The 26,158-nt window shown below is 41.2% G+C and carries 26 protein-coding genes; 8 read left to right on the top strand and 18 right to left on the bottom strand.

The window, feature by feature from the left end; all coding sequences use genetic code 11:
- Positions 1–117 precede the first annotated feature (117 nt).
- Entirely contained in the window at positions 118–2,058 is a 1,941-nt protein-coding gene (locus FOF60_RS11895; RefSeq protein WP_192471143.1) for an alkaline phosphatase family protein, read from the top strand.
- A 123-nt stretch (positions 2,059–2,181) separates the two neighbouring features.
- Positions 2,182–2,361 carry an H-type small acid-soluble spore protein gene (locus FOF60_RS11890; RefSeq protein WP_192471144.1) on the top strand — a complete coding sequence of 60 codons (180 nt, stop codon included), beginning with the start codon at positions 2,182–2,184 and terminating at the stop codon, positions 2,359–2,361.
- A 403-nt stretch (positions 2,362–2,764) separates the two neighbouring features.
- On the opposite strand, the gene FOF60_RS11885 is transcribed toward FOF60_RS11890, so the two are convergent.
- Positions 2,765–3,475 carry a DUF4230 domain-containing protein gene (locus FOF60_RS11885; RefSeq protein ID WP_192471145.1) on the bottom strand — a complete coding sequence of 237 codons (711 nt, stop codon included), beginning with the start codon at positions 3,473–3,475 and terminating at the stop codon, positions 2,765–2,767.
- Positions 3,476–3,697: 222 nt separating this feature from the next.
- Between FOF60_RS11885 and FOF60_RS11880 the strand changes: the two genes are divergently transcribed.
- Positions 3,698–4,480: an SDR family oxidoreductase gene (locus FOF60_RS11880; protein WP_192471146.1), complete on the top strand. Its 783-nt coding sequence runs from the start codon at positions 3,698–3,700 to the stop codon at positions 4,478–4,480.
- A 304-nt stretch (positions 4,481–4,784) separates the two neighbouring features.
- Here FOF60_RS11880 and FOF60_RS11875 read toward each other — a convergent pair whose 3' ends face one another.
- The 4 genes from FOF60_RS11875 to FOF60_RS11860 all read right to left on the bottom strand — a co-directional run bounded on the left by FOF60_RS11875 (position 4,785) and on the right by FOF60_RS11860 (position 8,423).
- A complete protein-coding gene (locus FOF60_RS11875; RefSeq protein WP_192471147.1) occupies positions 4,785–5,711 on the bottom strand; it encodes a GNAT family acetyltransferase in 927 nt (308 codons plus the stop codon).
- Between the two features lie 44 nt (positions 5,712–5,755).
- Positions 5,756–6,289 carry a GNAT family N-acetyltransferase gene (locus FOF60_RS11870; RefSeq protein WP_192471148.1) on the bottom strand — a complete coding sequence of 178 codons (534 nt, stop codon included), beginning with the start codon at positions 6,287–6,289 and terminating at the stop codon, positions 5,756–5,758.
- Positions 6,290–6,303: 14 nt separating this feature from the next.
- Positions 6,304–6,858: a GNAT family N-acetyltransferase gene (locus tag FOF60_RS11865; protein WP_192471149.1), complete on the bottom strand. Its 555-nt coding sequence runs from the start codon at positions 6,856–6,858 to the stop codon at positions 6,304–6,306.
- A 131-nt stretch (positions 6,859–6,989) separates the two neighbouring features.
- Positions 6,990–8,423 carry a glycoside hydrolase family 1 protein gene (locus FOF60_RS11860; protein WP_192471150.1) on the bottom strand — a complete coding sequence of 478 codons (1,434 nt, stop codon included), beginning with the start codon at positions 8,421–8,423 and terminating at the stop codon, positions 6,990–6,992.
- Between the two features lie 376 nt (positions 8,424–8,799).
- On the opposite strand from FOF60_RS11860, the gene FOF60_RS11855 reads away from it, so the two are divergent.
- Positions 8,800–9,018 carry a hypothetical protein gene (locus FOF60_RS11855; protein WP_192471151.1) on the top strand — a complete coding sequence of 73 codons (219 nt, stop codon included), beginning with the start codon at positions 8,800–8,802 and terminating at the stop codon, positions 9,016–9,018.
- A gap of 71 nt (positions 9,019–9,089) precedes the next feature.
- On the opposite strand, the gene FOF60_RS11850 is transcribed toward FOF60_RS11855, so the two are convergent.
- The 3 genes from FOF60_RS11850 to FOF60_RS11840 form a co-directional block, all read right to left on the bottom strand.
- Entirely contained in the window at positions 9,090–9,308 is a 219-nt protein-coding gene (locus FOF60_RS11850; protein WP_192471152.1) for a hypothetical protein, read from the bottom strand.
- A 106-nt stretch (positions 9,309–9,414) separates the two neighbouring features.
- Entirely contained in the window at positions 9,415–9,792 is a 378-nt protein-coding gene (locus FOF60_RS11845; RefSeq protein WP_264647698.1) for a VOC family protein, read from the bottom strand.
- Positions 9,793–9,877: 85 nt separating this feature from the next.
- Entirely contained in the window at positions 9,878–10,417 is a 540-nt protein-coding gene (locus tag FOF60_RS11840; RefSeq protein ID WP_192471154.1) for an HD domain-containing protein, read from the bottom strand.
- A 140-nt stretch (positions 10,418–10,557) separates the two neighbouring features.
- Between FOF60_RS11840 and FOF60_RS11835 the strand changes: the two genes are divergently transcribed.
- The 3 genes from FOF60_RS11835 to FOF60_RS11825 all read left to right on the top strand — a co-directional run bounded on the left by FOF60_RS11835 (position 10,558) and on the right by FOF60_RS11825 (position 14,945).
- A complete protein-coding gene (locus FOF60_RS11835; protein ID WP_192471155.1) occupies positions 10,558–11,865 on the top strand; it encodes an alkaline phosphatase family protein in 1,308 nt (435 codons plus the stop codon).
- A 282-nt stretch (positions 11,866–12,147) separates the two neighbouring features.
- Positions 12,148–13,419: an MFS transporter gene (locus tag FOF60_RS11830; protein WP_192471156.1), complete on the top strand. Its 1,272-nt coding sequence runs from the start codon at positions 12,148–12,150 to the stop codon at positions 13,417–13,419.
- Positions 13,420–13,478: 59 nt separating this feature from the next.
- The gene (locus FOF60_RS11825; RefSeq protein ID WP_192471157.1) at positions 13,479–14,945 is read left to right on the top strand and encodes a M20 family peptidase; all 1,467 of its coding nucleotides are present in this window, start codon (positions 13,479–13,481) and stop codon (positions 14,943–14,945) included.
- Positions 14,946–15,025: 80 nt separating this feature from the next.
- Here the strand turns inward: FOF60_RS11825 and FOF60_RS11820 are convergent, their stop codons facing one another.
- The 10 genes from FOF60_RS11820 to FOF60_RS11775 all read right to left on the bottom strand — a co-directional run bounded on the left by FOF60_RS11820 (position 15,026) and on the right by FOF60_RS11775 (position 24,884).
- Positions 15,026–15,220 (bottom strand): hypothetical protein, encoded by a 195-nt coding sequence (locus FOF60_RS11820; RefSeq protein ID WP_192471158.1) that lies wholly within the window; start codon positions 15,218–15,220, stop codon positions 15,026–15,028.
- A gap of 133 nt (positions 15,221–15,353) precedes the next feature.
- Positions 15,354–15,707 carry a hypothetical protein gene (locus FOF60_RS11815; protein WP_192471159.1) on the bottom strand — a complete coding sequence of 118 codons (354 nt, stop codon included), beginning with the start codon at positions 15,705–15,707 and terminating at the stop codon, positions 15,354–15,356.
- 84 nt (positions 15,708–15,791) lie between these two features.
- The gene (locus tag FOF60_RS11810) at positions 15,792–16,241 is read right to left on the bottom strand and encodes a hypothetical protein (RefSeq protein ID WP_192471160.1); all 450 of its coding nucleotides are present in this window, start codon (positions 16,239–16,241) and stop codon (positions 15,792–15,794) included.
- Positions 16,238–16,567: a hypothetical protein gene (locus FOF60_RS11805; RefSeq protein WP_225650013.1), complete on the bottom strand. Its 330-nt coding sequence runs from the start codon at positions 16,565–16,567 to the stop codon at positions 16,238–16,240. Before FOF60_RS11805 ends, FOF60_RS11810 begins: the two co-directional genes overlap by 4 nt.
- Before the next feature lie 228 nt (positions 16,568–16,795).
- Positions 16,796–17,059: a hypothetical protein gene (locus tag FOF60_RS11800; RefSeq protein WP_192471161.1), complete on the bottom strand. Its 264-nt coding sequence runs from the start codon at positions 17,057–17,059 to the stop codon at positions 16,796–16,798.
- Positions 17,060–17,119: 60 nt separating this feature from the next.
- Positions 17,120–18,010 carry a carbohydrate kinase family protein gene (locus FOF60_RS11795; RefSeq protein WP_192471162.1) on the bottom strand — a complete coding sequence of 297 codons (891 nt, stop codon included), beginning with the start codon at positions 18,008–18,010 and terminating at the stop codon, positions 17,120–17,122.
- 392 nt (positions 18,011–18,402) lie between these two features.
- A complete protein-coding gene (locus tag FOF60_RS11790) occupies positions 18,403–19,062 on the bottom strand; it encodes a hypothetical protein (protein WP_192471163.1) in 660 nt (219 codons plus the stop codon).
- Positions 19,063–19,114: 52 nt separating this feature from the next.
- Entirely contained in the window at positions 19,115–19,519 is a 405-nt protein-coding gene (locus tag FOF60_RS11785; protein WP_192471164.1) for a DUF4181 domain-containing protein, read from the bottom strand.
- 217 nt (positions 19,520–19,736) lie between these two features.
- On the bottom strand, positions 19,737–24,011 hold the full coding sequence (locus FOF60_RS11780) for a S8 family peptidase (protein ID WP_192471165.1): 4,275 nt from the start codon (positions 24,009–24,011) through the stop codon (positions 19,737–19,739).
- A gap of 738 nt (positions 24,012–24,749) precedes the next feature.
- The gene (locus tag FOF60_RS11775) at positions 24,750–24,884 is read right to left on the bottom strand and encodes a hypothetical protein (RefSeq protein ID WP_264647682.1); all 135 of its coding nucleotides are present in this window, start codon (positions 24,882–24,884) and stop codon (positions 24,750–24,752) included.
- A gap of 331 nt (positions 24,885–25,215) precedes the next feature.
- Between FOF60_RS11775 and FOF60_RS11770 the strand changes: the two genes are divergently transcribed.
- Entirely contained in the window at positions 25,216–26,151 is a 936-nt protein-coding gene (locus FOF60_RS11770; RefSeq protein ID WP_225650014.1) for a DMT family transporter, read from the top strand.
- The last annotated feature ends 7 nt before the right edge of the window (positions 26,152–26,158 follow it).

Here is a 26,158-nt window from a genome sequence, read left to right as displayed (position 1 = left end):
ATTTTATCGAGCAGCAATTTTATGATTGCCTGGCAGCTGAATAACCATTTTTTTAATAGTTTTACTCACCTTAAAAATAGGTAAATGCCTGATATAACATCAAAGCAGGGAGAATTTATGACAACAAGATTTTTTAAAGCAATCGTTCTATTATTTATGACTATTTTAACCATCAATGTACCACTGGCTGATGCAGCGGGGGATCGACAGGTCATTCTTATTTCTTTTGATGGCATGCGCAATGATCTCACAAGGAGTTATGTAAAAGACGGCAAACTGCCTAATATAGAGAATGTTATTAAAAAAGGAACAATTGCCAAATATGCCAAGACAGTCAGCCCGTCCCTTACTGCCCCATCACACGCAGCTATTGCAACTGGAGCAACTCCGCTGCAAACATCCATTGTTAGCAATGCCTGGCAACAGAAAGATGCAGCAATGACAAACCAGAAAAGTGCCTTCTTAAGTGAATTTGAGGTAGATCCACTATGGGTCTCAGCCCGGAAGCAGGGAAAAACAACTGCAACAGTTGCGTTTGCCGGAGCAAACCCTTCCATAGGGAAGCAGGCTGACTATACGATTTATTATGGGGATACATGGTCCCCCAGCAAACAGGAAAAACTCAGATTCTCAGAAGCATCAGGCTGGAACAACCCTCCGTCTAGCTTTAGCCCATTGAAGGAAGCATCCTTCACGATCAAGGTCGAGGACAGTAAAAACAAGAAAATGCATGTTTTGGCATATGATTCAACCAACGACCAGGAAAAGAATTACGATAAATTTATTGTGACAAGCAATAAAACAACTGTTCATAATGGAGTCAGTCCTAAAGAATGGGGCTCAGTCAGCCTGCCGGTAAAGGAAAGCAAAACTGCAGGCTTCTGGTTCAAGTTCACTACTGCAGACCCGGGATTGGCCAAAGATGCTGTGATGTACCGTTCAGAGGTGACATCAGGCCAAATTGATGGACCTAAAGGGTTTGCTGACATAATTAGGAACAAATTCGGTTTCTTCCCCCCTCAGGATGATGATACAGCATTGGAAAAGGGCTGGATCTCCAGAAAGGAATATGAAGAGATTTCGGAGAGGTTTGTCAATTGGGTGGCAGATGTATCACTTTTCATCAAAAATGAGTATCAGCCAGATTTGCTGATGTTCTATGCACCACAAATTGACCATCAGGAGCACAAGTATCTGCTTACAGATCCGAGACAGCCTGATTACTCACCTGAAAAATCAAAAAAGTACATGGAATATATTGAATGGTCATATAAGGTTGCTGACAAGGTGGTTGGCAAGACCGTTAAGTCCCTTGATGGGAATGACCATCTCTTAATTGTTTCTGACCATGGCATGGAACCGGCGCACTCAGCATTAGAGCCCAATAAAGTTTTGAAGGATAATGGTCTTCTTGTATTGGATTCTGATGGAAAAATTGATTATAAAAGGTCAAAAGCAATCGCGATACCAAGTGGTTCGGCAGCTCATGTGTACATCAACTTAAAATCGAGAGAAAAGCATGGAATTGTTCCAGAAGATAACTATGAACAGGTGCGTAACGAAATCATCCAGGCCTTCAAGGGAATCAAGGTGAACAGGAATGAAAACGGTCCTGTCATCAAGCATCAACTGAGAGCAATATGGAAAAGCACAGTGAATTTATCCTTTAACGGTGTAAAAGAAAATACAAAAGATTTATTTGGTTATCTTACGAATGCTAGTGTCCACCCCTATGAGGATATAAAGAAAATATCCCAAAGTAAAAAGTCGAAGGAGCGAAATGCCGGAGATGTTTTATTAATGGCTTCACCCGGGTATATAATGGGCCAGGGTGAATCGCATATCGTAAAACCAACTCCCGATTATGGCACGCATGGCGGTAACCCGAAACGCGAGAAACTGAAAGCAGTTTTTATGGCTATGGGCCCTGACATCCCTAATGGTAAACAGATAGATCCAGTTTCTAATATTGATATAGCACCCACTATTTATGAACTTCTGGGATTGCAAATTTCCTCTTACGTTGAAGGGAAGAAGATTAAAGACCTAACTGAATAATCGGCAAAAGCGAACCAAAATTATCAGCTTGGTTCGCTTTTTTAGATTTCTTTTTCCACAACCACGATCATCATACATACCTAATCATCTGAATGGATATTTTAAATATGAGGTGAGAGAATTATGGACTTACAACGTGTGAAGGAAATATTAGCTGCGGAAAATGAAATTTCTGTCCATTACCATGGTGTGCCAATCTGGATTGAAAGCATCGATTCTACTTCAAGCATGGCGGTCATTTCACCAAGAGGAACTCATGAAGAAAGGCAGCTTGTCTCTATTGATGGTTTGGATGAAAACTAGGCTCTCGAATCGAGAGCAAAAATCCAGGCCTGCGCCTGGATTGATTTTAAAATGCCCAATCCCCCAGAGGTGTCATCCTCCGGTCTTGCTTGCAGCTCTCGCATACATGAAGCCTCACAGGTTGGAAAAGCTTTTCTTCTTTGTTCTCTGAAACATCTTTTCGTCCACAAACTTCGCAAATCCTCATCCATTTCACCTCATTTTAGTCTATTGTCAAATGGCTAAGTGCTGTAGCGACCCGCTAACCAGTCTTAATATAAACCTCCCCAACACTTGGGTTTATTATTAATATTTGCAAGATGGCTGAAAATATTTAATAAGTTCTATTATTTTTTAGACGGATGTTCTACCCCAACTTAATTGCTGTTCTGGTTTTTAACATCTATTTGTTAACATAACATTATTATCTTCTATTTATAATGACATTGTATCCCAAATGGCCGAAAAACTCCGTTAATACTGTTTCAGCATTTTTATCAGCTTTTTGTAAAATACCTGCTTCTATTGCTTCTTGCTTAATTTCTTCCTGGGCTATTGCTGCCAAATTGAATCCTTGGTCCCACTCTATTTTTCCACGAAAAATTCCTTCATCTGAAAATGTCCTGACCTCGTCCATCTTAACAGATGGTTCTTGAATGAATTTTGCCTGTGGCAGTACAATCTCTACTACCTTTTTCTCTTCATCAACCTTTATGTCTTCTTGATCGATTTCCTGCAAATCAACACCCGCTATCACGGTTGCTGGAACAATCAATAGCCATTCACGCTTTGTGCCAGGTATATTAAAGTTGATTTTCTCCCCAAATAACTCATTATCCTCCTGCTCAAGGATGACCTTCACATGTGCCTCCGCTGTTGCCAATGTTGCCAAGCCGTGGACTTGTTCAATGAATACAGACGACTCAGCCTTACCCGTGTTCCCCGAAACATACCAAATGCCAGCACCAATGACTGAAGCTATGAAAAATAGAATCATTAGTCTGCTGCTAAGCATACTAAGCTTTGATGGTCTCACTGAATGTGCAGCCAGGGAAGCCGCGCTTTCCTCTCTTCCCGATTTTAATTCAGTCAATAGCTCATCAATCTTAGTAATAACTTTTTCCTGCTTGTCCATTTATGTTCAACCTCCTGCACTGATAAAATTACAAATTATCCTTTCATTCGACAAATCCTATTGAAAAAAAATCCTCCATAAAATAAGGAGGCTTATTATTATTACGTACTAGTTTGGAAAAGGTTTCATAGAATGACAGTTTGCTAGCTGCCACAGTTTTATTTTTCAATAAATGGGGCATAGTTAAACAATATCCACATCACCAAGAAGGAGGCACTAAAAATGAGCCAATTAGATGGGAAGGTCGCTTTTATAACAGGTGCCAGCTCCGGTATAGGAAGAGCAGCAGCACTCAAACTTGCCAAGGAGGGTGCAAAGGTAGCATTGATTGATGTGAAGGAAGAAAACGCCAGGGATGTTAAGGAGTCCATTGAAGAGGCCGGCGGGAGCGCACTGATCGTTGAATGTGATATCGCAAAGCCAGACGAAATGGAACGAAGCTATCAAAAGGTTATAGATGCCTGGGGGAAAGTTGATATTGTCTTTGCCAACGCAGGCATCAATGGTGTCATCGCCCCAATTGAAGACCTTGCTCCAGAGGATTGGGACGAAACGATCAACACGAACCTCAAGGGAACCTTTCTTACCGTAAAATATGCAATCCCCCATATGAAGAAGCACGGCGGCAGCGTCATTATCACGAGTTCTATTAACGGAAACAGGATCTATAAGAATTTCGGTATGTCTGCTTACAGTACTTCGAAAATCGGGCAGACAGGATTCGGAAAAATGGCGGCACTCGAGCTATCTCAGTATAAAATCCGGGTCAATATCATCTGCCCAGGCGCAATCGAAACCAACATAGGCAAAAACACCTTTCCGCAGGAGAAAGATCTCGAAAAAATTAAAATCCCAGTTGAATATCCGGAGGGCAATCAACCATTGGAGGAACACGCCGGAAAGCCAGATCAGGTAGCAGACCTCGTCTTCTTTCTCGCTTCCGACATGTCTTCCTATATTACAGGGACAGAAGTCTATATAGACGGAGCGGAATCGCTATTATAAAGGGCAACTTCAAAAATGCTCAGGCACTTTGCCTGAGCATTTGATAGAAACAACATTTATAGACTTTTATTGGTTTTAATGTACCCTATTCCTACAATACTCGGAAGCAATTATTGCTCACTTCAAATGAATTATTCAGGGACTTGCTTTGTTAAGCCATAGATTCCCGCTTTTTCTTCATAACCTAACTTTAAGGCTATTGGCATTAGGCAACTCTGTACTATTCTCGTGTATAATTTCAGGGTAGGTTTTGGAGGTTAATGGTAAGATTTTAAGGTTCATTACTTACTCCTTATTATTAGTTTTATCGATTTTCCCTTTTTTGAAAAGTCAATAAAGCCGGGGCTGAAGAAAAAGGAAAGAACTTTAACATCTCAATGGCAAAATGATCAGTCGTATCTATTTCTGCTTCGATAAAGTCAACACCATTTTCTGCTGCGAAATTCACTTGAAGAGCTGTCAGCATTAACATGACTCTAATATCAGTATAGTTCTTAGTCCCTCTCCATCCGAATTCAAACCTATTAGGTGTTTCAGAGAAATGTAATAGCGTATAAGCTATGATTTCATTGTCTTTTAAAGCAATGTAGCTACCATTTTGATTGGTTTCATTATTAAAGATTAATTTTTCCCATTTAAGGAAATCGAGTTCACCAACAGGATTCTTAGAGTGAGTTCTGCTATAGTTCTCCTTAATAAGCATTGTTAGCTTAAATTTAAGTAGATCATTATCTTTGATACTATAAAGGTCCTTTATAGTAAGCTTATGTGACGCAATATCCGCAAAAACCCGGTTAATTTCGATTTTCGAGCTTTTTAGCATTGGCATATAGGTTCTTCTGATTTCAACAAATTCATTGTCTTCATAAAACGTCTTAAGCCGATATGAAGTCTCCCAAATCAACGTTTGCAGTGGAAACCTAATTCCCGGTGTCTTATATAATGACTGTAGTAATAAAGCTTCTGCTTTATTATCCAAGAAAGGATTTGTGGCCAAGGAGAAGTATGTACAATAAGGGTGAAAATCTGATGTCCACGCTGTTAGTAACCCCACCAAATTTCCTTCCTTATATGCCTCATACGTACAGAAATTATTTTTGCTTTTAACTCCTCCTAGAATTTGATTTTGAGTGAAATCATCATTTCCTGCCCCTTTTGAAAGAAAATCTTTAAGAAAATCAATACCAGGGGAAATATTGTTCTGAATTAAATATTCTTTCATAGCCTTCATGCATTCACCATTCTATAACTTTTTATTTTGAAGGTCCCAATCCATTAGATATTTGTTTTTTCAATCAACCAACAATCACGCAGCTCCCCTTCATGAAATTCGTGATTAGGCAGAAATTTAACTTTTTTGAAGCCGCACTTTTCATAGCAATTTATTGAACGCTCATTCCACACTTGAGGATCCATGACGACTTTGTCGGCTTTCATATGGGTGAAAAGAAACTCTGTCATGGAATTAACCAGTAATGTTCCAATCCCTCTATTCCAATAGTCGACTTCGCCGATAAACTGGTCAGTTCCAAATATTCTTCCCGTCTCATATCCATACACTTTTTTAGTGGCCTGATCTAATTCATAAAATTGTATATAGCCAATCGAATTCTCTTCGTACTCAATAATGCATTTAACACCTTCGTCTTCCGAAGCGTAAAAAACTTGGTCCACTTTATTTAAATCGAAGCGGTTATCCCTTCCCTCATAGTATTCAAGAACCTCGGGAGTAGAAAGCCATTTTGCTAATAGGTGTTTATCTTGTTCTCTTAATCTGCGAACCATTAAACTGCCGTTTTGGAATAGCATGTTCCCTCCTCCAATTATCTGCCTTTATTCTCGGCCCACTCTTCTGCTAAAACTCCATAAATAACATGATTTACATAGTGATCATAAAGCCATTCGGCTTGCCTGATTCTGCCTTCTTCCACAAACCCTAGTCTTTCAGGAATCCCTCTGCTCTTTTTATTTTCCTCTGCCGCTCTGATTTCAACTTTGTTCAATTTCAAATGATTAAAAGCGTAATCAGTTAATGCCCTGGCAACCTTGGTCATGATACCTTTGCCCTGGTATTCATGCCCGAGCCAATACCCAATGTAAGCAGTTTTATTTGACCAGTTAATACTGTTGAAACCTGCCGTTCCGACGATTTCTCCATCGTACAAAATAACGGTCGTTATACTCTTATTTTCGGCGTAGCCTTTCATTGTTCCTGTTAAAAATTCTCTTGTATCTTCAACGTCCGTTGTAAAATCGAGCCATGGGAGCCACTCTTTTAAATAATCCCTTGCCCTTTCAGTTAGTGCAAATAGTTGTTCTGCATCAGATACCTCGGTAAGCTTCAAGGATAATTGCTCATCTATTTTATATAAAAACACAAGTATACCTCCTCTATTGATAGGATTATAACAGGGTATTATTCGACAAAATCGTGGATTTTCCTTTTAGCAAAAGAATTTTCTACAATAAAAAAGAGCTGCCGACTTAGCCGGCAGCCTTTCAGAATCCTTTACAGCTTTTGCCCGTTGGTTTCAATCACTTCTTTATACCAGTAGAATGACTTTTTCTTTTTCCGTTCTAATGTTCCGCTGCCATCGTCATGCTTGTCCACATAAATATAGCCGTATCTTTTTGAAAACTCGCCCGTTGACATGCTGACCATATCGATACATCCCCAGCTGGTATAGCCCATCAAATTCACTCCATCTTCGATCGCTTCACCCATTGCTTTTATATGCTCACGGAGATAGTCAATTCGGTAATCATCGTTTATACTGCCATCATCTCCGAGTTGGTCGTAGGCTCCCAGGCCATTTTCGACGACAAATAGAGGAATTTGGTAGCGATCGTATAGCTTGTTAAGGCTGATACGCAAGCCAACAGGGTCGATTTCCCAGCCCCAGTCGCTTACATCAAGGAATGGGTTCCGCACTCCGCCAATGATATTTCCTTCTGATGCATCCTCATCTGCCTTCTTCTTTTTCTCCGTACGTGACATATAGTAGCTGAATCCAACATAATCCACGGTACCTTCCTTCAATAACTCAATGTCACCTTCTTCGATCTCTAATTCGATATCGTGTTCTTTAAAGTATCGATTCATGAAGGAAGGGTACTCCCCGCGAACCTGTACATCACCGCAAAAATAATTGAAAAGCTGCTCTTCTTTGAGTGCATGCAGGACGTTTTCCGGATTGCTGTCAAATGGATAAACAGGGGCAAAAAGAATCATACAGCCGATTTGCGAGCCGGGAATGACCTCATGGCAAGCTTTAACTGCCATTGCGCTTGCTACTAATTGGTGATGGTACGCCTGGAAAGTTGGCTGGTATCGATCCTCATCTTTTTCAATCGAAAAACCAAGGCCGTTGATCGGCATTACTAGAGCACTATTGATTTCATTGAACGTCATCCAGCATTTAACCTTATCTTTATATCGATTTAAAATGGTTCTGGCATATTTATCAAAGAAAGTGACAACCTGTCGGTTCCGCCAGCCTCCGTACTTTTTCACCAAATGAAGCGGCATTTCATAGTGGGATATGGTCACAACCGGCTCTATCCCATACTTGTGCAGTTCATCCAATACTCGATCGTAAAAAGCAAGTCCCTCTTCATTTGGCTCGAGTTCATTGCCATTTGGGAAAATCCGTGTCCAGGCAATTGACATCCTGAAAGCCTTGAATCCCATTTCCGCAAACAAAGCAATATCCTCTTTATATCGATGGTAAAAATCAATCGCCTCATGATTCGGGTAGTATTGATCAGGCTTGATTTCAAAATCAAAACCAGGTTTTGTTAAAATATCGTATCTGGCTTTTCCTCCTGGCAGAACATCCGCGACATTCAAGCCCTTATTGCCTTCGTTAAATCCACCTTCTATTTGGTTTGCAGCCGTAGCCCCTCCCCATAGAAAACCTTCAGGGAATTGATATGGTTTCATTTTTATTAACCTCCTAGTATTGTTGCGCTTTTGACAGCTTTTCGCTCTTTGCTCGTGAAGCTGTCACGAATCAGACTTTATTGTGACAGCTTATCGCCCTTTGCTCGTGAAGCTGTCACGAATCCAGCTTTATTGTGACAGCTTTTTGCTCTGTCTCGATAAACCTGGCACGATTCCATCTCCGGCATATTTCCTGATAGCATCTCACTTCCACGTAATAAGTAAAAACACTATCTTATGTCATCACTAAAAATTCTTCCCTGCTGCGCAATAAATCAACCTACTATAATTCCTACTATTAATCAGTTCTAAACCTAGCATTTCGCAAATATGTTAGTGATAGGAAAGCCAATACTCTAGAAAATAGGTGATTTAGATGTTTGTTGTCCACTTTTATGATCACAAAAATGAGGTGCTGAATCAATTGTTACAACGCGTGCCCGAGGTTGGCGAGAACCTCAAACTGAAGGGTCGCAAAGGAAAAGTTGAAAGTGTACTGGCGGTAGATGAGAAAACCTACCATGTGCAGGTCACTTTGGAAGCGAAAGCGAAACCTGGAGTGACAGCCGATCCAGGTAAAAAGAAGAAAAAGTAATTTATGAGAAAGTAAAATACTCAAAATAGGCGAACCACTTTTAAAGTGGCTCGCCTTATGAGTGTATATTTTTAATCAGGATTTTTAGTCTTCAGGGATACAGCCAGTGGCTTTTTATCCAAACAGTATTCCAATAATACGATTTTGCCTTCAAGTTCAAGATGTTTAGCTAGGGCGATTACTTCTTCCCCTTCTTCCGTTGAGGATACCGACGAAATTCTTAAGTTGCCATCACTATTCTGGATTTGCTTTAATAGCTCTTCTTTGGACAGTCTTTCTTTCGTCTTCATTTTTATCACCCCTTGTTAGGATTACCTATCTTTACCCATGGGAGATTCAATTGAATCACGGAAATTAATATCTCATTTGGTAAAATAATCCTCAAATATCATTAAGCTAACAGTTACAAATCATCAGTACATTTCCATCTGGATCTCGGAAATTAAAGTATGCAAAATCTCCGATGCGCTCAATTTCTCTTGTAATTGTTATCCCCTTTGATTTTACAAAAGTATAGGCTTCTTCTACATCATCTACAAGGAAATTAAATAGAACATGTTCTGAAGGATTCAGATTGAAGCCAGGATCGAAGGTGTGATCGTCAAGGCTTAATCCTGTTTCTGATGTCACAGGTATATTATAAACTGGTGATTCCACCTTATCAGGATCAAAAGGTATTCCCAGCAGGTTTGAATACCATTCTGCAGATTCCTTTAAATTGATTACGTGAATGAATACATTATTTACTTTGGTTTTTATTGGCGAAGATAACACTCCCAATACTGAACACCCTTCCTGAGTTATTTTTAGCCAAATCCGTATTACCTTATCTGAGTTTAAATGCTTAGACTTTAGTAAGTTAATCTTTAAATAATCTTTCAACTTCCAATTTAAGTTCCTCCAGAAGTGGAAATTCAGATGCATGCCCAAGACTCTGTATAACATTCCTGTAATACCATTCCTGTTGCTCTTTCCCGCGCTTGAACCTACTCCATACTTCTTCGCCGGAATGTTCAGCGTCCTGGCGAATAGACCTGACATTATGCAGTTTATCCGCACAGGCAACTATCCTGATTTCTTCAGTTGCATTTTTTAAAAATTCAATTGTATGTTCTTTTCTTTCTTCCCAGGACATTGACTTGTCAGGTTCTGAGCATCCTTCGACGATCATGGCGACTTCCCTTCCAAAATCACGCTCAATATCAGCCATAGTTAAATTTGTATCTTCTACTGTGTCATGCAAAATTCCAGCTACAATCATTTCATCTCGGTATCCCGCTTTTTGTAAAATCATCCCGACTGCAGCCGGGTGAGCAATATATGGTATTTTTGTATTTTTACGATATTGCCCCTCATGTGCCAAAGAAGCAATTTGCAAGGCTTTGTCGACTAATTCCATCCTCATTTCCTCCAGTTATTTCAGATACTTAATAACTTCTGTAATAGATCAGTAATTCCTTCCATCGGAAAAAGGAAAATCTTATTATTTCCCCCAAATTATTCTGCTATATTTAGTATATAAACCTTTTGGAGGCTGACATGACAAAACTGACAGACCACTTAATCGTCATTTCTTTTGACTGTCTTTCTGAGCATGATGTCCCTTTGCTAAGAAAACTGCCAAATTTTAAGGCTTTTATAGAGAAAAGCTCTTTCTGTACCAAGGTAGAAACCATCTACCCTTCTGTAACCTATCCTTGCCATGCGACAATTGTAACCGGTAATTACCCTAATCGGCATGGCATTGTCAACAATACCTTCATCCAGCCTGGCAAGATTTCTCCTGACTGGTACTGGCACAGGCGTCATGTAAAAGGGACAACTCTTTATGATGAAGCAAAAAAGGCGGGCATGAAAACTGCCGCATTATTATGGCCGGTAACGGCAAAAGCCGATATTGACTACAACATGCCTGAAATATTTGCTAACCGTCCTTGGCATCATCAGATTCCCGTTTCTCTTTTCAACGGAAGTCCTCGTTACCAGCTTGAAATGAATTCTAAATTCGGCCATATCAGAAACGGCCTGAGCCAGCCAGAGCTTGACGATTTCGTTCTCGAAGCAACAGTTGAAACAATTAAAACGAGGAAGCCGGAATTGATGTTGATCCATTTTGTCGATCTTGACTCCCAACGCCATATGCACGGATTTTCATCAGAAGAAGCTATCGCGGCTCTTAACCGTCATGACGAGAGACTGGGCCGCATTATGAATGCTCTCAATGAGGCTGGAATAGCAGACAACTCAACCATTGCCATTCTTGGTGACCACAGTGCACTTGATGAGTCTAAAGTAATCAAATTGAACGTATTATTTAAAGAACGAGGACTTATCCAAACCAATGCTGCGGGTAAAGTGACCGAATGGAAAGCCTATTGCAAGAGTTGTGACGGCTCGGCCTATGTATATGTAAAAGATCCAAACGATGATGCTTCCAAAAACGCAGTTACGGAAATTTTGGCGGAGCTTTTACAGGATGACGGCAATGGGATAGAAGCAGCCATTACAGGTGCCGAGGCAAACGCAAAAGGAGCTGATGGCACTGCGTTCAGGATGCTTGAAGCCAGCAGAGGATTTTATTTTAGCGAGGCAATTGACGGTGACTATATCGAGGAAGTGACTGAACAGGATGCCAAGTCGAAAAAGTACACCTTTGCCTGCCATGGATATTCTCCTGAAAAAGAGGGATATCACACTGTTTTCTTCGCTGCAGGAAAAGGCATTCGCCCTGGAATTTCAGTCAGGTCGATGCACCTCACAGACGAAGGCCCAACCTTTGCCCGATTGCTCGGTCTCGACCTGGGAGATACAGATGGATCCATCATCGAAGGGATTTTGGATATTTAGCACTAGGAAAGAAGGTCTTTTGCAGACTTTAAGCGAAGTATATTACCAGTTGGATTGGAATTTTTGGTTAGGAAAGTTTTATCTCCTATTGAGACAGTTTCTATTAAAGGTTGGGCTGAATTTTATTTCCGGTTTCAATAGTTTTATTTACGGTTGTGTTGAATTTAATTCCGGTTGCTGCAGTTTTAATTACGGTCAGGTTGAATTTAATTCCGGTTGCAACAAACTTATTATCGGGTTGAGCCGGTATTACAAAAATATATTCTTATTGGGGGCAAAAAGATGAAAGGTTTTACGAAGGAAGAGAGCAGCTGGATCCGTTATGACTGGGCTAGCTCGGCTTATTCGATTATCATTTCGACGGCTGTATTCCCGCTCTTTTACAAAGCTTCCGCTACCGAGGCTGGTGTGAGCCTGTCAAATTCGACCGCCTACTTGGGTTACACAATAGCCATTGCTACCTTTATTCTGGCATTGATTGGCCCGATCCTGGGAACGATTGCGGACTATCAAGGAATGAAAAAACGTTTCTTCACTATATTCTTCACGTTAGGAATCACCTTTACAGCAGGTCTTGCCTTCGTGCCGAACGGGAACTGGCTGATGCTTTTGGTTGTCTACACCCTTGCTGTGTTAGGATCGACAGGTTCCAATGTTTTTTACGACGCCTTTATCGTTGATGTCACGAAAGATGAACGGATGGACAGAGTTTCGGCACGCGGATACGGGATGGGTTACATCGGAAGTACGATCCCATTTATCATCAGTATCGCAATCATTATTCTAGCCCAGACAAAGGTCCTTCCTATTTCTATGACATTAGCTAGCCAGACAGCTTTCATTATTACCGCCCTTTGGTGGGGACTTTTCTCCATCCCCATGTTTAAAAATGTACATCAAAAGCATTATATCGAACGCGAGCCGCAAATGGTGCTGCAAAGCTTTAGGCGTTTAGGGAAAACTTTTAAGGAAATCCGCAAATATAGGGCATTATTTTTATTCTTATTAGCTTATTTCTTCTACATTGACGGTGTCGGAACGATTATTACCATGTCTACAGCTTATGGAACCGATTTAGGCATCAGCTCTACTAACCTATTAATCATCCTTTTTGCTACCCAGGTAGTCGCCTGGCCATTCGCCATCTTATTCGGAAAATTATCCGAGCGTTTTACCGGCAAAAAAATGCTTTATGTCGGAATTACGGTTTATATCTTTGTATGTATTTATGCTTACTTCCTTGAAACAACGACAGACTTCTGGATCCTGGCAATGCTAGTTGCCACATCCCAGGGCGGTATCCAGGCTTTAAGCCGTTCTTATTTTGCAAAATTGGTACCGAAAGCCAATGCGAATGAGTTCTTCGGTTTCTATAATATCTTCGGAAAGTTCGCTTCAATCATGGGACCGCTTATGGTGGGGCTGACAGCACAGCTGACAGGAAATTCGAGCATGGGAGTGTTCAGCCTCGTCATCCTTTTTGTTATCGGAATGGTTATTCTAGCCTTTGTTCCAGAACCAGAACAGCAGCCTCAAGCACCTGAAATTGCCTAATCAACAACCTCTGGGAAACCAGAGGTTTTTTAAAATGAATGGAGGTTATCTAGAAGTCTATGAAAAAACTAAAGCTTTCCTTAATGATTATTGGCAGTCTGCTCCTAGTTTTCATCATTGTCACCATGTTCAATGCCCTCACCTTAGAATCTCGCCAGCCTTCACCAGATTACTTTAACGGTACGATCCAAGAAGATCATGCGATTAATACCCTTTCAAAGGCAGTCCAATTTAAAACTATTTCCTACCAGGACCGCAGCAAAATGGACCTGGATGAATTCGATCGTTTTATTTCCTTTTTAAAAGAGAGCTTTCCCATTGTTCATGAAGAGCTTGAGCTTGAAAAAGTGAATGGCCATGCGCTTGTGTATAAATGGAATGGAACAGACTCAACGAAGCTTCCTATTGGTTTGACAAGCCATTACGATGTCGTTCCCGTCCTTGAAGGCACGGAGGATTACTGGGAGCATCCCCCATTCAGCGGGACAGTCGCAGACGGAAAGATCTGGGGTCGCGGTACACTGGATGACAAAATCGGTGTGATAGGTATTCTTGAAGCTGTAGAACACCTGCTCAAAGAAAATTATCAGCCTTCCCGCGATATCTATCTCATGTTCGGACATGATGAAGAAATCGGCGGTGATGAAGGAGCCGCCTTGATTGTGAAAACTCTTAATGGTAAAGGCATCAAGTTTGATTTCGTTTTAGACGAAGGAGGCGCAATCGTCGAGAACATGGTTCCGGGTGTCAATAAGCCCGTCGGCGTTGTCGGTGTTTCTGAAAAAGGTTCTGCGACTGCAGAGCTGTCAATTGAAGGAAGCGGCGGCCATTCATCACAGCCAAAAAACCGAACGAATATTGGCAGGATTGCCGGTGCGATTGCCAAGCTGGAAGAAACTCAATTCCCGGCGGATCTCCAGGGACCTGGTGAAGAATTATTTGAGTTTGTCGCACCTGAAATGAGCTTTGGCATGAAATATGTGTTTGCCAATAAATTCGTATTCGAGCCAGTGATTGAAAAAATCCTCTTGCAGCAGCCCGCGTCTGCCGCGCTGATCAGGACAACGATTGCTCCAACGATTTTCCAAGCTGGCGAGCAGTATAACGCCCTTCCAGAAAAAGCCTTGGCCATTGTCAACCTTCGCCTTATGCCTGGTGATTCATTGAAGGAAGTCAAGGAATACATTGAAGAAACGATTGGCGACGATGAAATCAAAGTGACAATACAAGGGTCAGAGGCTTCGGGAGTATCTGATGTTGACAGCTGGCATTTCAAAACAATCCAGCAAAGCGCCAGGAATGTATACGATGAAGCAGTCATAGCTCCTTATCTGATGTTCGCTGGTTCCGATGCAAAGCATTACGACAGCATAGCCGAAAACACCTATAGATTCCTGCCAGTGCAGCTGACATCAGAGGACCTAAACAGGATGCATGGCACGAATGAGCATATTAGTATCGATAACTATATGAAGGCGATTATTTTTTATATGGAAGTTATTAGAGAAGCGGATAAGAAACAATAGATCAGAATCTTAATGGATTGGGCGGAGGTTATTTATCTATAATAAAGCTCGCCCAATTTCTTATTGTTATTTATAAAGGTTTAATTACCGATATCCCAGGGAAAACCCCTCTTCGGGCAATAAAAAAGCTCAATACCCTGAGCTTTTAACGAGGTGAAACTTGTGAAATTGTATTGGCTGTCAATCTTCTTATTAATCATCATTTGGTTTACTGTATCGACCATCACCTTCTCAGAGCCAAGATGGTGGTCAATTTTCTCGGCAAATCGCTCCAATCATACACCTTTAATTGAGCATATTTCCTTAATTAAAGTAACCCTTGTATTACTGGTTTCATCCGTTGTTTGGTCTATGGTAAAAAAATACAATCATAATGACCAACATAATAGGTAGTTAATTATTTGAGTATCACTTGCCGATATTTGCCTTAAGAAACTCCACCAATTCATCATAATCATAAGTTTTTAATGCTATTCCATTATTATCCAGAACTACATATGCAGGTTCTTTTTCAATCCCGGCTGTCGAGAAGGAATCTTGAGCTGCTTCCAGCGATTTTGGATGATAAATCATATGAACTTTCGATTCATCAACGCCCTCATTCGCTAACCTGGTTCCATCTACTCCCTCATCACCAACGACGTATAAGCCATAAATACCTTCTTTATCCGAGACCAATCCTTTTAACTGCTGTTCCTCTTCACTGCAGCCTGTTAAAAAAGCGATAATCGTCATTGACAGTACAATTAGCATCTTTTTCATTACGTACCTCCAGAAGATTGGTTGTTACATAAAATACGTTTCAGCAGGGATTAGGTTTCAAATAAATGGATAATTAACTGCTTTTTATACTTCTTCTCCATGTTTTTCTAAAAACCATTCCAGCCATTCATAATCCACAGGCCCATTGGTAATGTGATATTGATACAGATCGTGTAATAGAATATCCTTTTCGATTAATGAAGGCATGGTGATTCTCTCATCTTTATATTCCAATTGGAATTGGAATTGTTCATCTGGATATTCAGAAACAAAATCACGGTCACCGACTTTTTTCAAATTATATTGACTTAAGAAATGAATGAGCTCCAGAATTGAAGCCGTTTCCGTTATTTGACGATTATATGCTGCCTTTTCATCCATTATCGGAAGCTGGTTGTAATAGATTTTTTCAATTTTGCTTGTATCTAGCAAAGACACTAAATTCTTTTCACGATAATCGTCCCATTTGGCAACTCCATATATAAGTAAAATTAAAATAGCGATTGATAATATATAAAAGTTTTTCTTTTTCAAACCCTATCTCCTTCCTTAATTGTTAAGACTCGTCCTAAAACCAAGCCATAAATCCAGTGCCCTGCCATCCAGACAGCAAAGGCATATGCATTTGTTATTGAAGGTGTCCGATCCGAAAGAAGTGTCGTTGGGTATAGCAGCAAACCAACTATTAAGCTAACTCTAATAACAAATCGATGGATTGCTTCTTTTCCAAATTTCTTTCTACTGATGTAAAAGTTCATAACGAAGGCCAGCATAATTGATATCACCATATGCAAACCAAACTCAACTACTTCTGATAATTTTAACTCCTTTAGAAAGGGTATATAATCAACATTCAGCAATAAGGTATACACTTTCAGGCTTGTGATAGATTGGATGAATTTCAAAAATAATCCAAGGACGATCCCTGGTATCAGCCCTCCGACTAATGGTTTTATTTTTGGATGAATAAGACTTCTTCCTCTCTAACTTAACATAAATTCTAATAATAAATTCACTTGTATCTATTCGTGAAAAATAGTAGATATTCCTGTGGGCAAATAGAAAAAGCAAGTCTCATAGACCTGCTTTCATTGGTAAAGCAACTTTACTCTTTCAAGGTCGCTTAGCAATTGACTAATCTCCGATTGGGTCAACCGGACCGGCATTTGATCATAAAGTGTGATGATTTGGCCATCAGGATCGTTTTCGTGTTTCTTCAAATAATTATAGACAGATTCCATCTGGCACTCTTTGAAAATGGATTGCGTCTCAAAGCTTTTCACCCGCTGCAAAGAAAATTCATTTATGGATGAATCAAATTCACCCGAAATAATTTTTCCATCGACAAACATTCTATCACTCCCTTGGTATGGTGAAGATATTTTCCCCCATACAAGGAACATAACACCAGGTTAACCGAAATATTTTTCATACTCTTCATCAAGTAAATGAGGATTCAATTCCTCGTATGCTACTTCCTTGGAGGTGATACAAAGTCCGGCACAAATTGTTCCTAGTTTAAGCGATTCTTCAGTTGATTTACCCTTTAAAAACCCGAATAAGAAGCCTGAAAAAAAGCTGTCACCTGCGCCGTTACCATCTTTGTATACATACTCGTTAATAATCGAACTTTCCAGCCATTCCTGATCACTTGTCAGAGCTGTCGTCCCATTCTTTCCGTGTGTACAGACAACCAGGTGTTTGCCAATGGATATCCACTTCTCCATCATAGGTTTATAATCAGGCATATTATCAGAGCTGACAAAGATATAATCTGCGATTTCGATAAAATCCTCATGATAAAGGTTGCCGGGATTATAGTCGTGTAAATCGGTCCACACAGGCTTATTATATTTTTTTATCATCGGGATTAACTGCTTGGTATACTCGATGATATTCAAAACAACCAAATCAGCCTCTTTAATTAGCTGCTCGATCCTGTGCAAGTTAAGATGCAATTCAGATGAAGACTGGGTAACAAATATCGATATCCTTTCTCCCTGCGGACTCATCAAATTGATATGTCTCTCTGTCCCCCGAGGATCATGGTCATAAACAAAATCGACACCGCCCTCATCCAGTTTCTTACGGATTTCCGACCCATATTCATCATTCCCGATTATAGAATGTAGTGTTACAGGCACATTTAATTTCGAAAGGTTCAATGCTTTGCCCGCACCAGTAGAACCCACTGTCTCAGTAAAAGCTGCATAGTGGATCGTTTGAGGCACCGGTTCTGGAAGTTTATCCAGATGAATGATCGAATCGAATGTGGTTCCACCTATTATAAGAACTTTTCCCAACTCATTCTCCTCCTTCTATCAACTTTCCCTTAAGGTTCATGAAAAGCTGTATCTCCTCCACTGACTTTAAAAAACAGATCATGCAGATAAGCATTGGCCGAGCAAGCTGACACCAGAAGCATGGTGTTATTCATGACATCTGGTAACTATTGCACAATGAAATTTAGATTGTATGTACAACTTTACATTAAACAGTACAGAGTCATTTATCTATATACATTTTTGTCTAAAAGTCCACAAACTTTTGGAGAATCTTAGACATTTTCTCGAAGCAGATATAAGGGAAAACACCTATTAAAAACCTCATCAAGAAAAAAGAAGCGCTATTTAACGCTTCAAAATAAGTCTTCCCTGCAGTTTTTTTATTTTTCTATAATATAAGGAGACTGTACTCATAGCTTCCTGACTTTTTCCCCATCGACAATCATTAAATTGATTCCCCAGCCTTCGGCGCTCAAAGAGTCTCTTCCTAACTTGGATAAATCGATTTCAGTCTCTATTCTGACCATTTGTCTCTCTTTTCCAAGGAGGGTGACCTCGTATGGTTCTCCTTCATTCATGAGAGACAAAATCGGGTAGTCATCTTCGAACAGGTATTTTTCATAGAATTCAACGTTGAATTGGACTGTCTGATTGCTGTGATTTTCAAATGGGAGATGGCAGACGGCGTATAGTGTTGTATCATCTTTCATTTCAAAACGGTAAAAACTCTCTCCTCTTTCATACTCGACGGCGTAAATACCTGTCGCAAACGTTTTTTGGTAGGCATTTATCATTTCAAGAGGCAGGAAGACAACTAATACTATAGCAATTAATATCATACGCTTGTGGTATATTTTGAGCGACTTCCCCAGAAAAAACAGACTGATGATAAATAAAACAAGGCCAGAGATTCCAATATAACTGACTCCATCCATGGTGTTAATTGGAAACCCTAAAGCTACTGATTTTTCCTGGCCACGAGGATATTCATGAGGAAACGGAAAGTTCAGTGCTATCGAAATAAAGAAAAAGAGCATGGCCAGGATCAAATATTTCTTATTCTTAACCATTACGCATCATTCCTTTCCCCCCATGAAATAAATGTACTTCCTGTAAGGTAAATTATGGGGCGAGACTGTAGAGAACATCAAATTGGATTATAAGCAGGACGAATCCAATCAGGAGGACTCCCTCCGCAATGGAAAGGATGGACTCTTTAGGCTGATCAGAAGCTTTCCACTCGAAGTAAGCTCGCAGAAAACTTTGTGCAGTGAACAGCAATGTCATTATCAGCAGAAAAAGATCCACCGAGAAATTTTCATATATTAATTGATAAAATAAAATTAAATAAGCAATCAGCGTTGTAATCCGCAAAATCCACTCAAAGTTTCGATGAGTTTTATTTATATGATTATAGGAAAATACCTTCCTTTTAACCTTAGGAATGTTGAGAGCTTTTCTTAATAAGAATTTCATAAGCCAGACAATGGTTCCGATCAGGACAATAAGGAGCACCAATAATCCCATAAAATCCCTCCTTATCTATAATATTACCATCCGATCCCAGTGAATGATATAGAAGTCTTACCTTTTCATCTTCAGTTTCATACTGCCGGAGAATACTCCAGGATATGCCCTTTTTCGAAGAGAAGAGTTAAGATTCATCCTTTTCCTAACCGTTTTAAGATTTTCTCAAAAAGAACCTTTCGCTTAAAAGCGAAAGGCTCCTCCTATAGATAAAACGCTATTTCTTGCCTTTTTTCTTCACATTGATGATCAGCTTGCCATCTGCTGTTTTCCTTGTTTCGTTGCCATAGGAGTCTACTGCCTTGACCTCAACGATGGCTCCGTCTGCGACAACATCCTTAGTGGCTGTATAGTATCCCACATAGTATCCTGGTGAAACTTCACTCATTGGAAGCTCTGTCGCATTCGTTGTCTGAGAATCGCTCGTTAACGGCATGTGGATTGCGAAAGTTGCATCCAGGTTCGCTTCACTTGTGAACTCGATTTTTAAACTTTCCCCTTTCTTCAATGTTTGATCCTGATCTGGTTTTAAGTCTGATATCACTGGAGCCGTGTATTTCACATCGATATTTACAGACTCTTCAGTGACGTTTCCTGCTTTATCCTTCGCAATTACCTTGATTTCGTTTATACCCTCATCAAGCATGATCCTTGCTGAATAGGTTCCGTTCTCAACCGTAGCTGCTGATCCATTAACCGTGACAGCATCAAGGTTGGCATCTGCAATTGCGCCGGTAACCGTTACAGTTTCTTTATTGTATTTGCTTCCATCAGCAGGTGAGGTAATCGACAACTCAGGTGCATGCGGATCAAAAACCACTGTTACTGGTTCTGATGGATCAGTAATTCCCTGCCCTGTCGAGGCTTTGGCTGTCAGTACATTCGTACCTTCATTGAGAGTTACTTCTACAGCATAGGAGCCATCATCGTTTGCAGCTGTCGTCGCAACCTCTTCGCCATCATTATAGATATGGACGGTCGTTGTTGGTGCTGCCGATCCTTCTACTGTTACAGTACCTTCATTTGTAAAAGAACCATCTGCAGGGGAAGCGATGCTTGGTGCTGTCACTTCATAATCAACCACCGCACGAATCATATAGTTTCCTTCATCCTCTGGAGAAGGCGACCAGCTTCCGCCGACCATTTGCCAGCTTCTTAATGCATTTTCACCGTTTTCATCAGTTGCCAGGCCTGGTGAGGCTGTGTTGATTCCTGCCTGGATGTAAACAAGGTAGAAATCTCCTTCTACCACGATTCCATGGCTGCTTAAATCAACATGTGTCCATTCACCGTTTCTTAATGCAGTAGCATCAATTGGTCCCGCCAGCTTCTTTCCTGGTGCACCGTCAGTGCCGCTTGCATCGTATACTTCCACTTTGAAATCCGTACCGCCCGGAACTGGCCATTCTGTATCCCAGAATCGGAACAGTCCGCCAGTAACTAATGCTTTGTCATTACCTTCTGCCAATGACATTTTTACAGCCCAGCCATTGCCAGCGTCATAGAATGCACGCGCATTCTCAGCGCTGCCATCATCATAGCCGATTTCACCAGGATAACCAATGAACGGCTTGATTTCGAAGTTTTGTTCAACATCGCCGTCAAGAGTAACGCTTGCCTCCTGACTGTAAAAATGAGGAGCAATTACTTTTACAGTATATTCCCCTTCATATGCAGTCAACGAGTATTGACCATTTTCATCTGTTGCCACTGGTGAAATGTTCGCATCTTCCAGCAAGTAAACGGTAGCACCCTCAACAGGTTCACCTGTAGCTTTGTTCGTGATCGAACCAGTCAATGTGCCTTTTGGCAATTCCTCGAGAGTGAAGTTTGCCGTTGCCTCTCCATCCTGCTCAATTTCAACTGTTTGAGTCTGTGGACGAAAACCATAAGCTTCTGCTACTACCGTGAAGGTACCGGCTGCATGTGTCAGTTCGAAACTGCCATTTGCAGGGTTGGTTTTTACGGAACGGCCTGATTCAACAACTGTCACTGAAGCCTGCATAGGCAATGCCATCAGACTTGCTGAATTGTCTGCCTTTGGCTGTTTAGGCACTGCCATCTGGATTTTATTTGGATCGACATCCTCTTTCAGGCTAGCCTTCGTATCGTCATTATCTACAGATATATTTGCCTTAACAGGCGCGGCAAGCGGAGTATCTGTTAATACTACATCATCCAGATACCAGCCATCCCTGACCACACTGCCGTCAGTTGTTACATTAAAGGCGACATAAATTCTTTGGCCAGCATATTCACTTAAATCCACTTCACCATCGATCCAGCCATTAGAAAGATTATTCACGCGCAGTTTTTGCACCCAGTTAACAGCATCGGTGGAGACAAATACATGGCCGTAGTCATAATTTCTCTCCAGGTTATACCATTGCTTGAACTGCAGGTAGCTGCTGCCTTCCGGTAAATCGATCGGCGGCATTTGCAATGACATGTTCGCCCGGTTTTGATACGTTCCACCTAGAGCCGTTCCATAGACCTTCTCGCCTGAAAAAGCAGAGCCAGGACCACTTGTCGGCGTTCCCCACTCCCAGCTGTTGGCGTCTCCATAAGAGGTCCAGCCAGAAGCATCGTTTTCGAAATTCTGTTCATAGCCTACAGTGATTCCAGGCAAGACTGTCACGGTAAATTCACTTACCGTTTCATTCCCTCCGAAGTCCACTGCTCTCCATTTGTATACGAACTCGTTACCGGAGACCGCTTCACCAGGTATATTGGCCTGATACGTTCCATTTTTATAATCTCCGCCAGTACGTACGGCTGAAACAGTAGTCCACGATCCATCCTCCAATTGATATTCCACTTCAACATTTGTTACACTGATGTTGTCGGCAGCTGAAGCCTCTAAAGTCAGTGGCATTCCTGCGAAAACCGTGGCAGGTTGGGAATGCTCCAACACCGGTGCTTCACTGTCGTCTCCATCCTTTGTTACCTGTCCTTTTAATTTCCCCAGACCAGAAACCACCGAGGAAACCGCATCAAATACGTTTAACAATCCAGAACCATAGCCATTATTAGGTGATTCAGGATAAGCATTGTCTGTTAATGGCAGTGCCGTCGTTAATAGAATCTCCTCAAGATCATCAACAGTCAGACTGGAATTTGCCTGCAGCAATAGAGCAATTGCTGCTGAAACATGCGGTCCAGCCATTGACGTCCCGTTCCAGCCTCCTTCATATCCGCTGCCTGGAACAGATGAGCGGATATTGACTCCCGGTGCGGTTAGTTCAGGCTTGATTTCGCCATATGGTGATGGGCCTAAGAGTGAAAAGCTTCCCAAATTATTATTGATGTCTGTCGCTCCTGTTGCGACTGATTCCGGATAATTGGCAGGGTTTGCAACGGAACCTGGCCCTCCTGGATTGCTGAAAGTCGTATTCCCGGCAGAGAATTCTGGGAAAATCTCAGCTGCTCTCCATGCTTGAACCATTGGGCGATACCATTCATCCAATCCAGGTCCGCCGCCCCATGAGTTGTTGACAACATCTGGAGCTAAATCAGGGTTCCCGTTTGGAGCAAGGATCCACTCACCAGCTTCCAGCAAGTCAACATCTGTACCTCCAGAGGCTGTGAATGCTTTTACAGCAATCCATTTTGCTCCTGGAGCAACTCCGATGACATTTCCACCATCAGGCTCGGAGCCTACCATCGTGCCAGTAACATGCGTGCCATGTCCATGGTCATCATATGGTGCAGATTGGCCCGCAACAGCATCAAACCAGTGGTTTTCATGTGACGGCTGCCCAGTAGCTGAGTCATAGCCCCGGTATTTTTCCTGCAATGCAGGGTGATTCCATTGAACACCTGTATCGATCGAAGCTACGGTAATTCCGCTGCCATCAATCCCCATTTCCCAGACCGCAGGTGCTCCAACACGGTCTATATTCCATTCAATCGAACTTGTTTTAGCTGCGGGATCTTCTACAGCGACAGCTGATTTTTCCGGTATGAACAACTGTCTTGTTTCATTAGGAAGGATCTTATCGACTTCGGCGAAAGCAGCCACTTTATCCATTACCTCTCTCGTACCTGTTACCGCAATCGCATTCACGACATGGTAAGAATGAATATCCTTAGCTCCGCCGTTTTTTTCTTGCTCCTTAAGGAATTCTATCACATCGAACTGTGTTTCCTTTGCCTTTGCTTTTAGCTCTGATACAATTGTAGAACGCTTTATTGATTTAGTTTTTGCAGGAGTAGCTTTTTGCTGGCTGGCTTTCTTCTCAGCCTCTTTAGCAACAGCCTTGGTGTTAACCTGCTCTTTCATTTTTACCAGGAACGTAACTTTATCTTGATTCTCAAACTGCGTATAAAGCTTTTTGTTCACTTTTTGTTCTGCATTCTGGACAGCATCCTTTGCAGAAGCACTGACTCCGTTGGTTGCTGCAGCTGTCTGGATCTGTGGCTGAAGCAGCAATGGTACAACAAGTGCAGTTGATAGAAGTACGGATAATAATCGGCTTTTTTTACGTTTCATCCATTTACCTCCTAAGTATTTTTCCTTTGAACTTCTTTCCTGCCCTCCTTTCGTCGCACACTCTATGTGAAAATAGGTGCTAAATCAACCATAGCCTTTTGTGGCTGGCTGTTTTGTCGAATCTTAGTACTATAAAACTGAATATTCAGAAAATGATTAATTAGTTGTTGTTGGGAAATTTTTAAAATAATCCTTATAGAGTGTAAACCTATTTTGTAACATGCAAAGACTATAACTTTCTAATTATTTCCATAATGTAATCCCCTGGCTAGAGGTGAACGAGGCCGAAAAATGGTTATTTCTTCCTAAGCCAAACCTTAATTGATAGGTAAAATGTTTAAGAATCATACGGACATAACCCATTTGACAATACAAAAAGAACTATAAAAAAGCCCAGTGGGTATTGCACCAGGCGAATTTAGCCTCAACTTTGGAGACCCAAGGTTATTTAACGAATAAAAAACAGAGGCCTCATGCCTCTGTTTCGTTATTGCATTTATTTAATTGTGTTGGTAATCGTCTGATTCAAGAACCTCTCCAAATCCGACTCCATCCAATCTTCGAGTTCATATGTTCCTTTTGCATACTTACACTTACTTCTGACAGCTTTTCTTCTTATCCCGCCAAATCTGTCTTAAGTTGGGCTTTCTTTTGTCAGCTTTTCATCTGTTCGCACCAAAGCCGTCTTAAGTTGGGCTTTCTTTTGACAGCTTTTCCTCTATTCGCGCCAAATCTGTCTTAAGCTGGACTTACTTCTGACAGCTTTTCCTCTTCTCCCGCCAAAACTGTCTTAAGTTGGGCTTTCTTTGACAGCTTTTCATCTGTTCGCACCAAAGCTGTCTTAAGTTGGGCTTTCTTTTGACAGCTTTTCATCTTTTTCCGCCAAAACTGTCTTAAGTTGGACTTACTTCTGACAGCTTTTCCTCTATTCGCGCCAAAACTGTCTTAAGTTGGACTTACTTCTGACAGCTTTTCCCCTGTTCGCACCAAAGCTGTCTCAAGTTGGGCTTTCTTCTGACAGCTTTTGTTCTTTTCCCGCCAAAACTGTCATAAGTTGGGCTTTCTTTTGACAGCTTTTCCTCTTTTCGCACCAAATCTGTCTTAAGCTGGTAAAAAAAAGTTTCAGAACTTACTAAATTTTTATTTCGCTTATCGAAAAAAATGCTACAATACTATTTAAATCATTCATAAAGAAGGGAATATAATGAACAAAAAATTATGGCTTACATATGGGATGTTGACATTTGCCACGTCAACATGGGGCAGTGCATTCATTGCCGGAAAATACGCGGTCCAAAGCTTCGAACCGGCCACAGTCGCTTTTTTCCGTTTTTTTGGGGCTGCCATCCTCTTATTTCCTCTTATGTTCGTGATGGAGAAAAACCGTCAAAAACCGAACTGGAAAGATATCAGCTTATTTGCCGTTCTAGGCCTTACAGGGATCGCATTGTATAATATCTTCTTTTTCCTGGCCAGCAAACATGCACCAGTTATCAAAAGCTCTCTGTTCATTGCTTCCAACCCGGTGCTGATCGTGCTTTTGTCAGCTTTATTTTTAAAAGAAACCATCACCCGCAACAACGTGATTGGTTTGGCAATAGCCCTTTCAGGTGCCTTTTTCATCATCACCGAAGGACATCTGATGAATTTAATTAAACTTGGATTCGAGCCCATTGATTTTGTTTTGATGGGTGCGGTTGTAAGCTGGGCTCTTTACAGTGTAGTGGGTAAAATTGTACTAAAGAAGTTCAGTTCGGTGGAGTCGACTACCTATGCAGTAGCATTCGGTACTCTCTTTTTACTGCCTTTCGCCCTGACAGAAACATCGTGGCAGGATGTTCAGCAGGCATCAAGTACAACCTGGGTTGCGATTATCCATATGAGCGTTTTGGTTACGGTCGTGTCATTCGTCATGTATTACAACGGAATCAAAGAAGTTGGCGCCGCGAAGGCATCCATTTTCATCAATGTAATGCCGGTATCTGCGGTCATAATGGCTACCTTGTTTTTAGGTGAAAATTTCACTGCCGCTCATGCAATCGGAGCAGCTCTCGTATTATCAGGAGTTTATATTGGAACGAACTCAAAGCTTTTTAAAAGAAAGCCCAAAGCTGAGATAGTAAAAAATGAGATCGCATAAGGAGTGG

The sequence above is a fragment of the Mesobacillus jeotgali genome (assembly GCF_014856545.2).
Classification (GTDB): Bacteria; Bacillota; Bacilli; order Bacillales; family Cytobacillaceae; genus Mesobacillus.
This window is presented reverse-complemented; position numbering and strand designations above follow the sequence as displayed.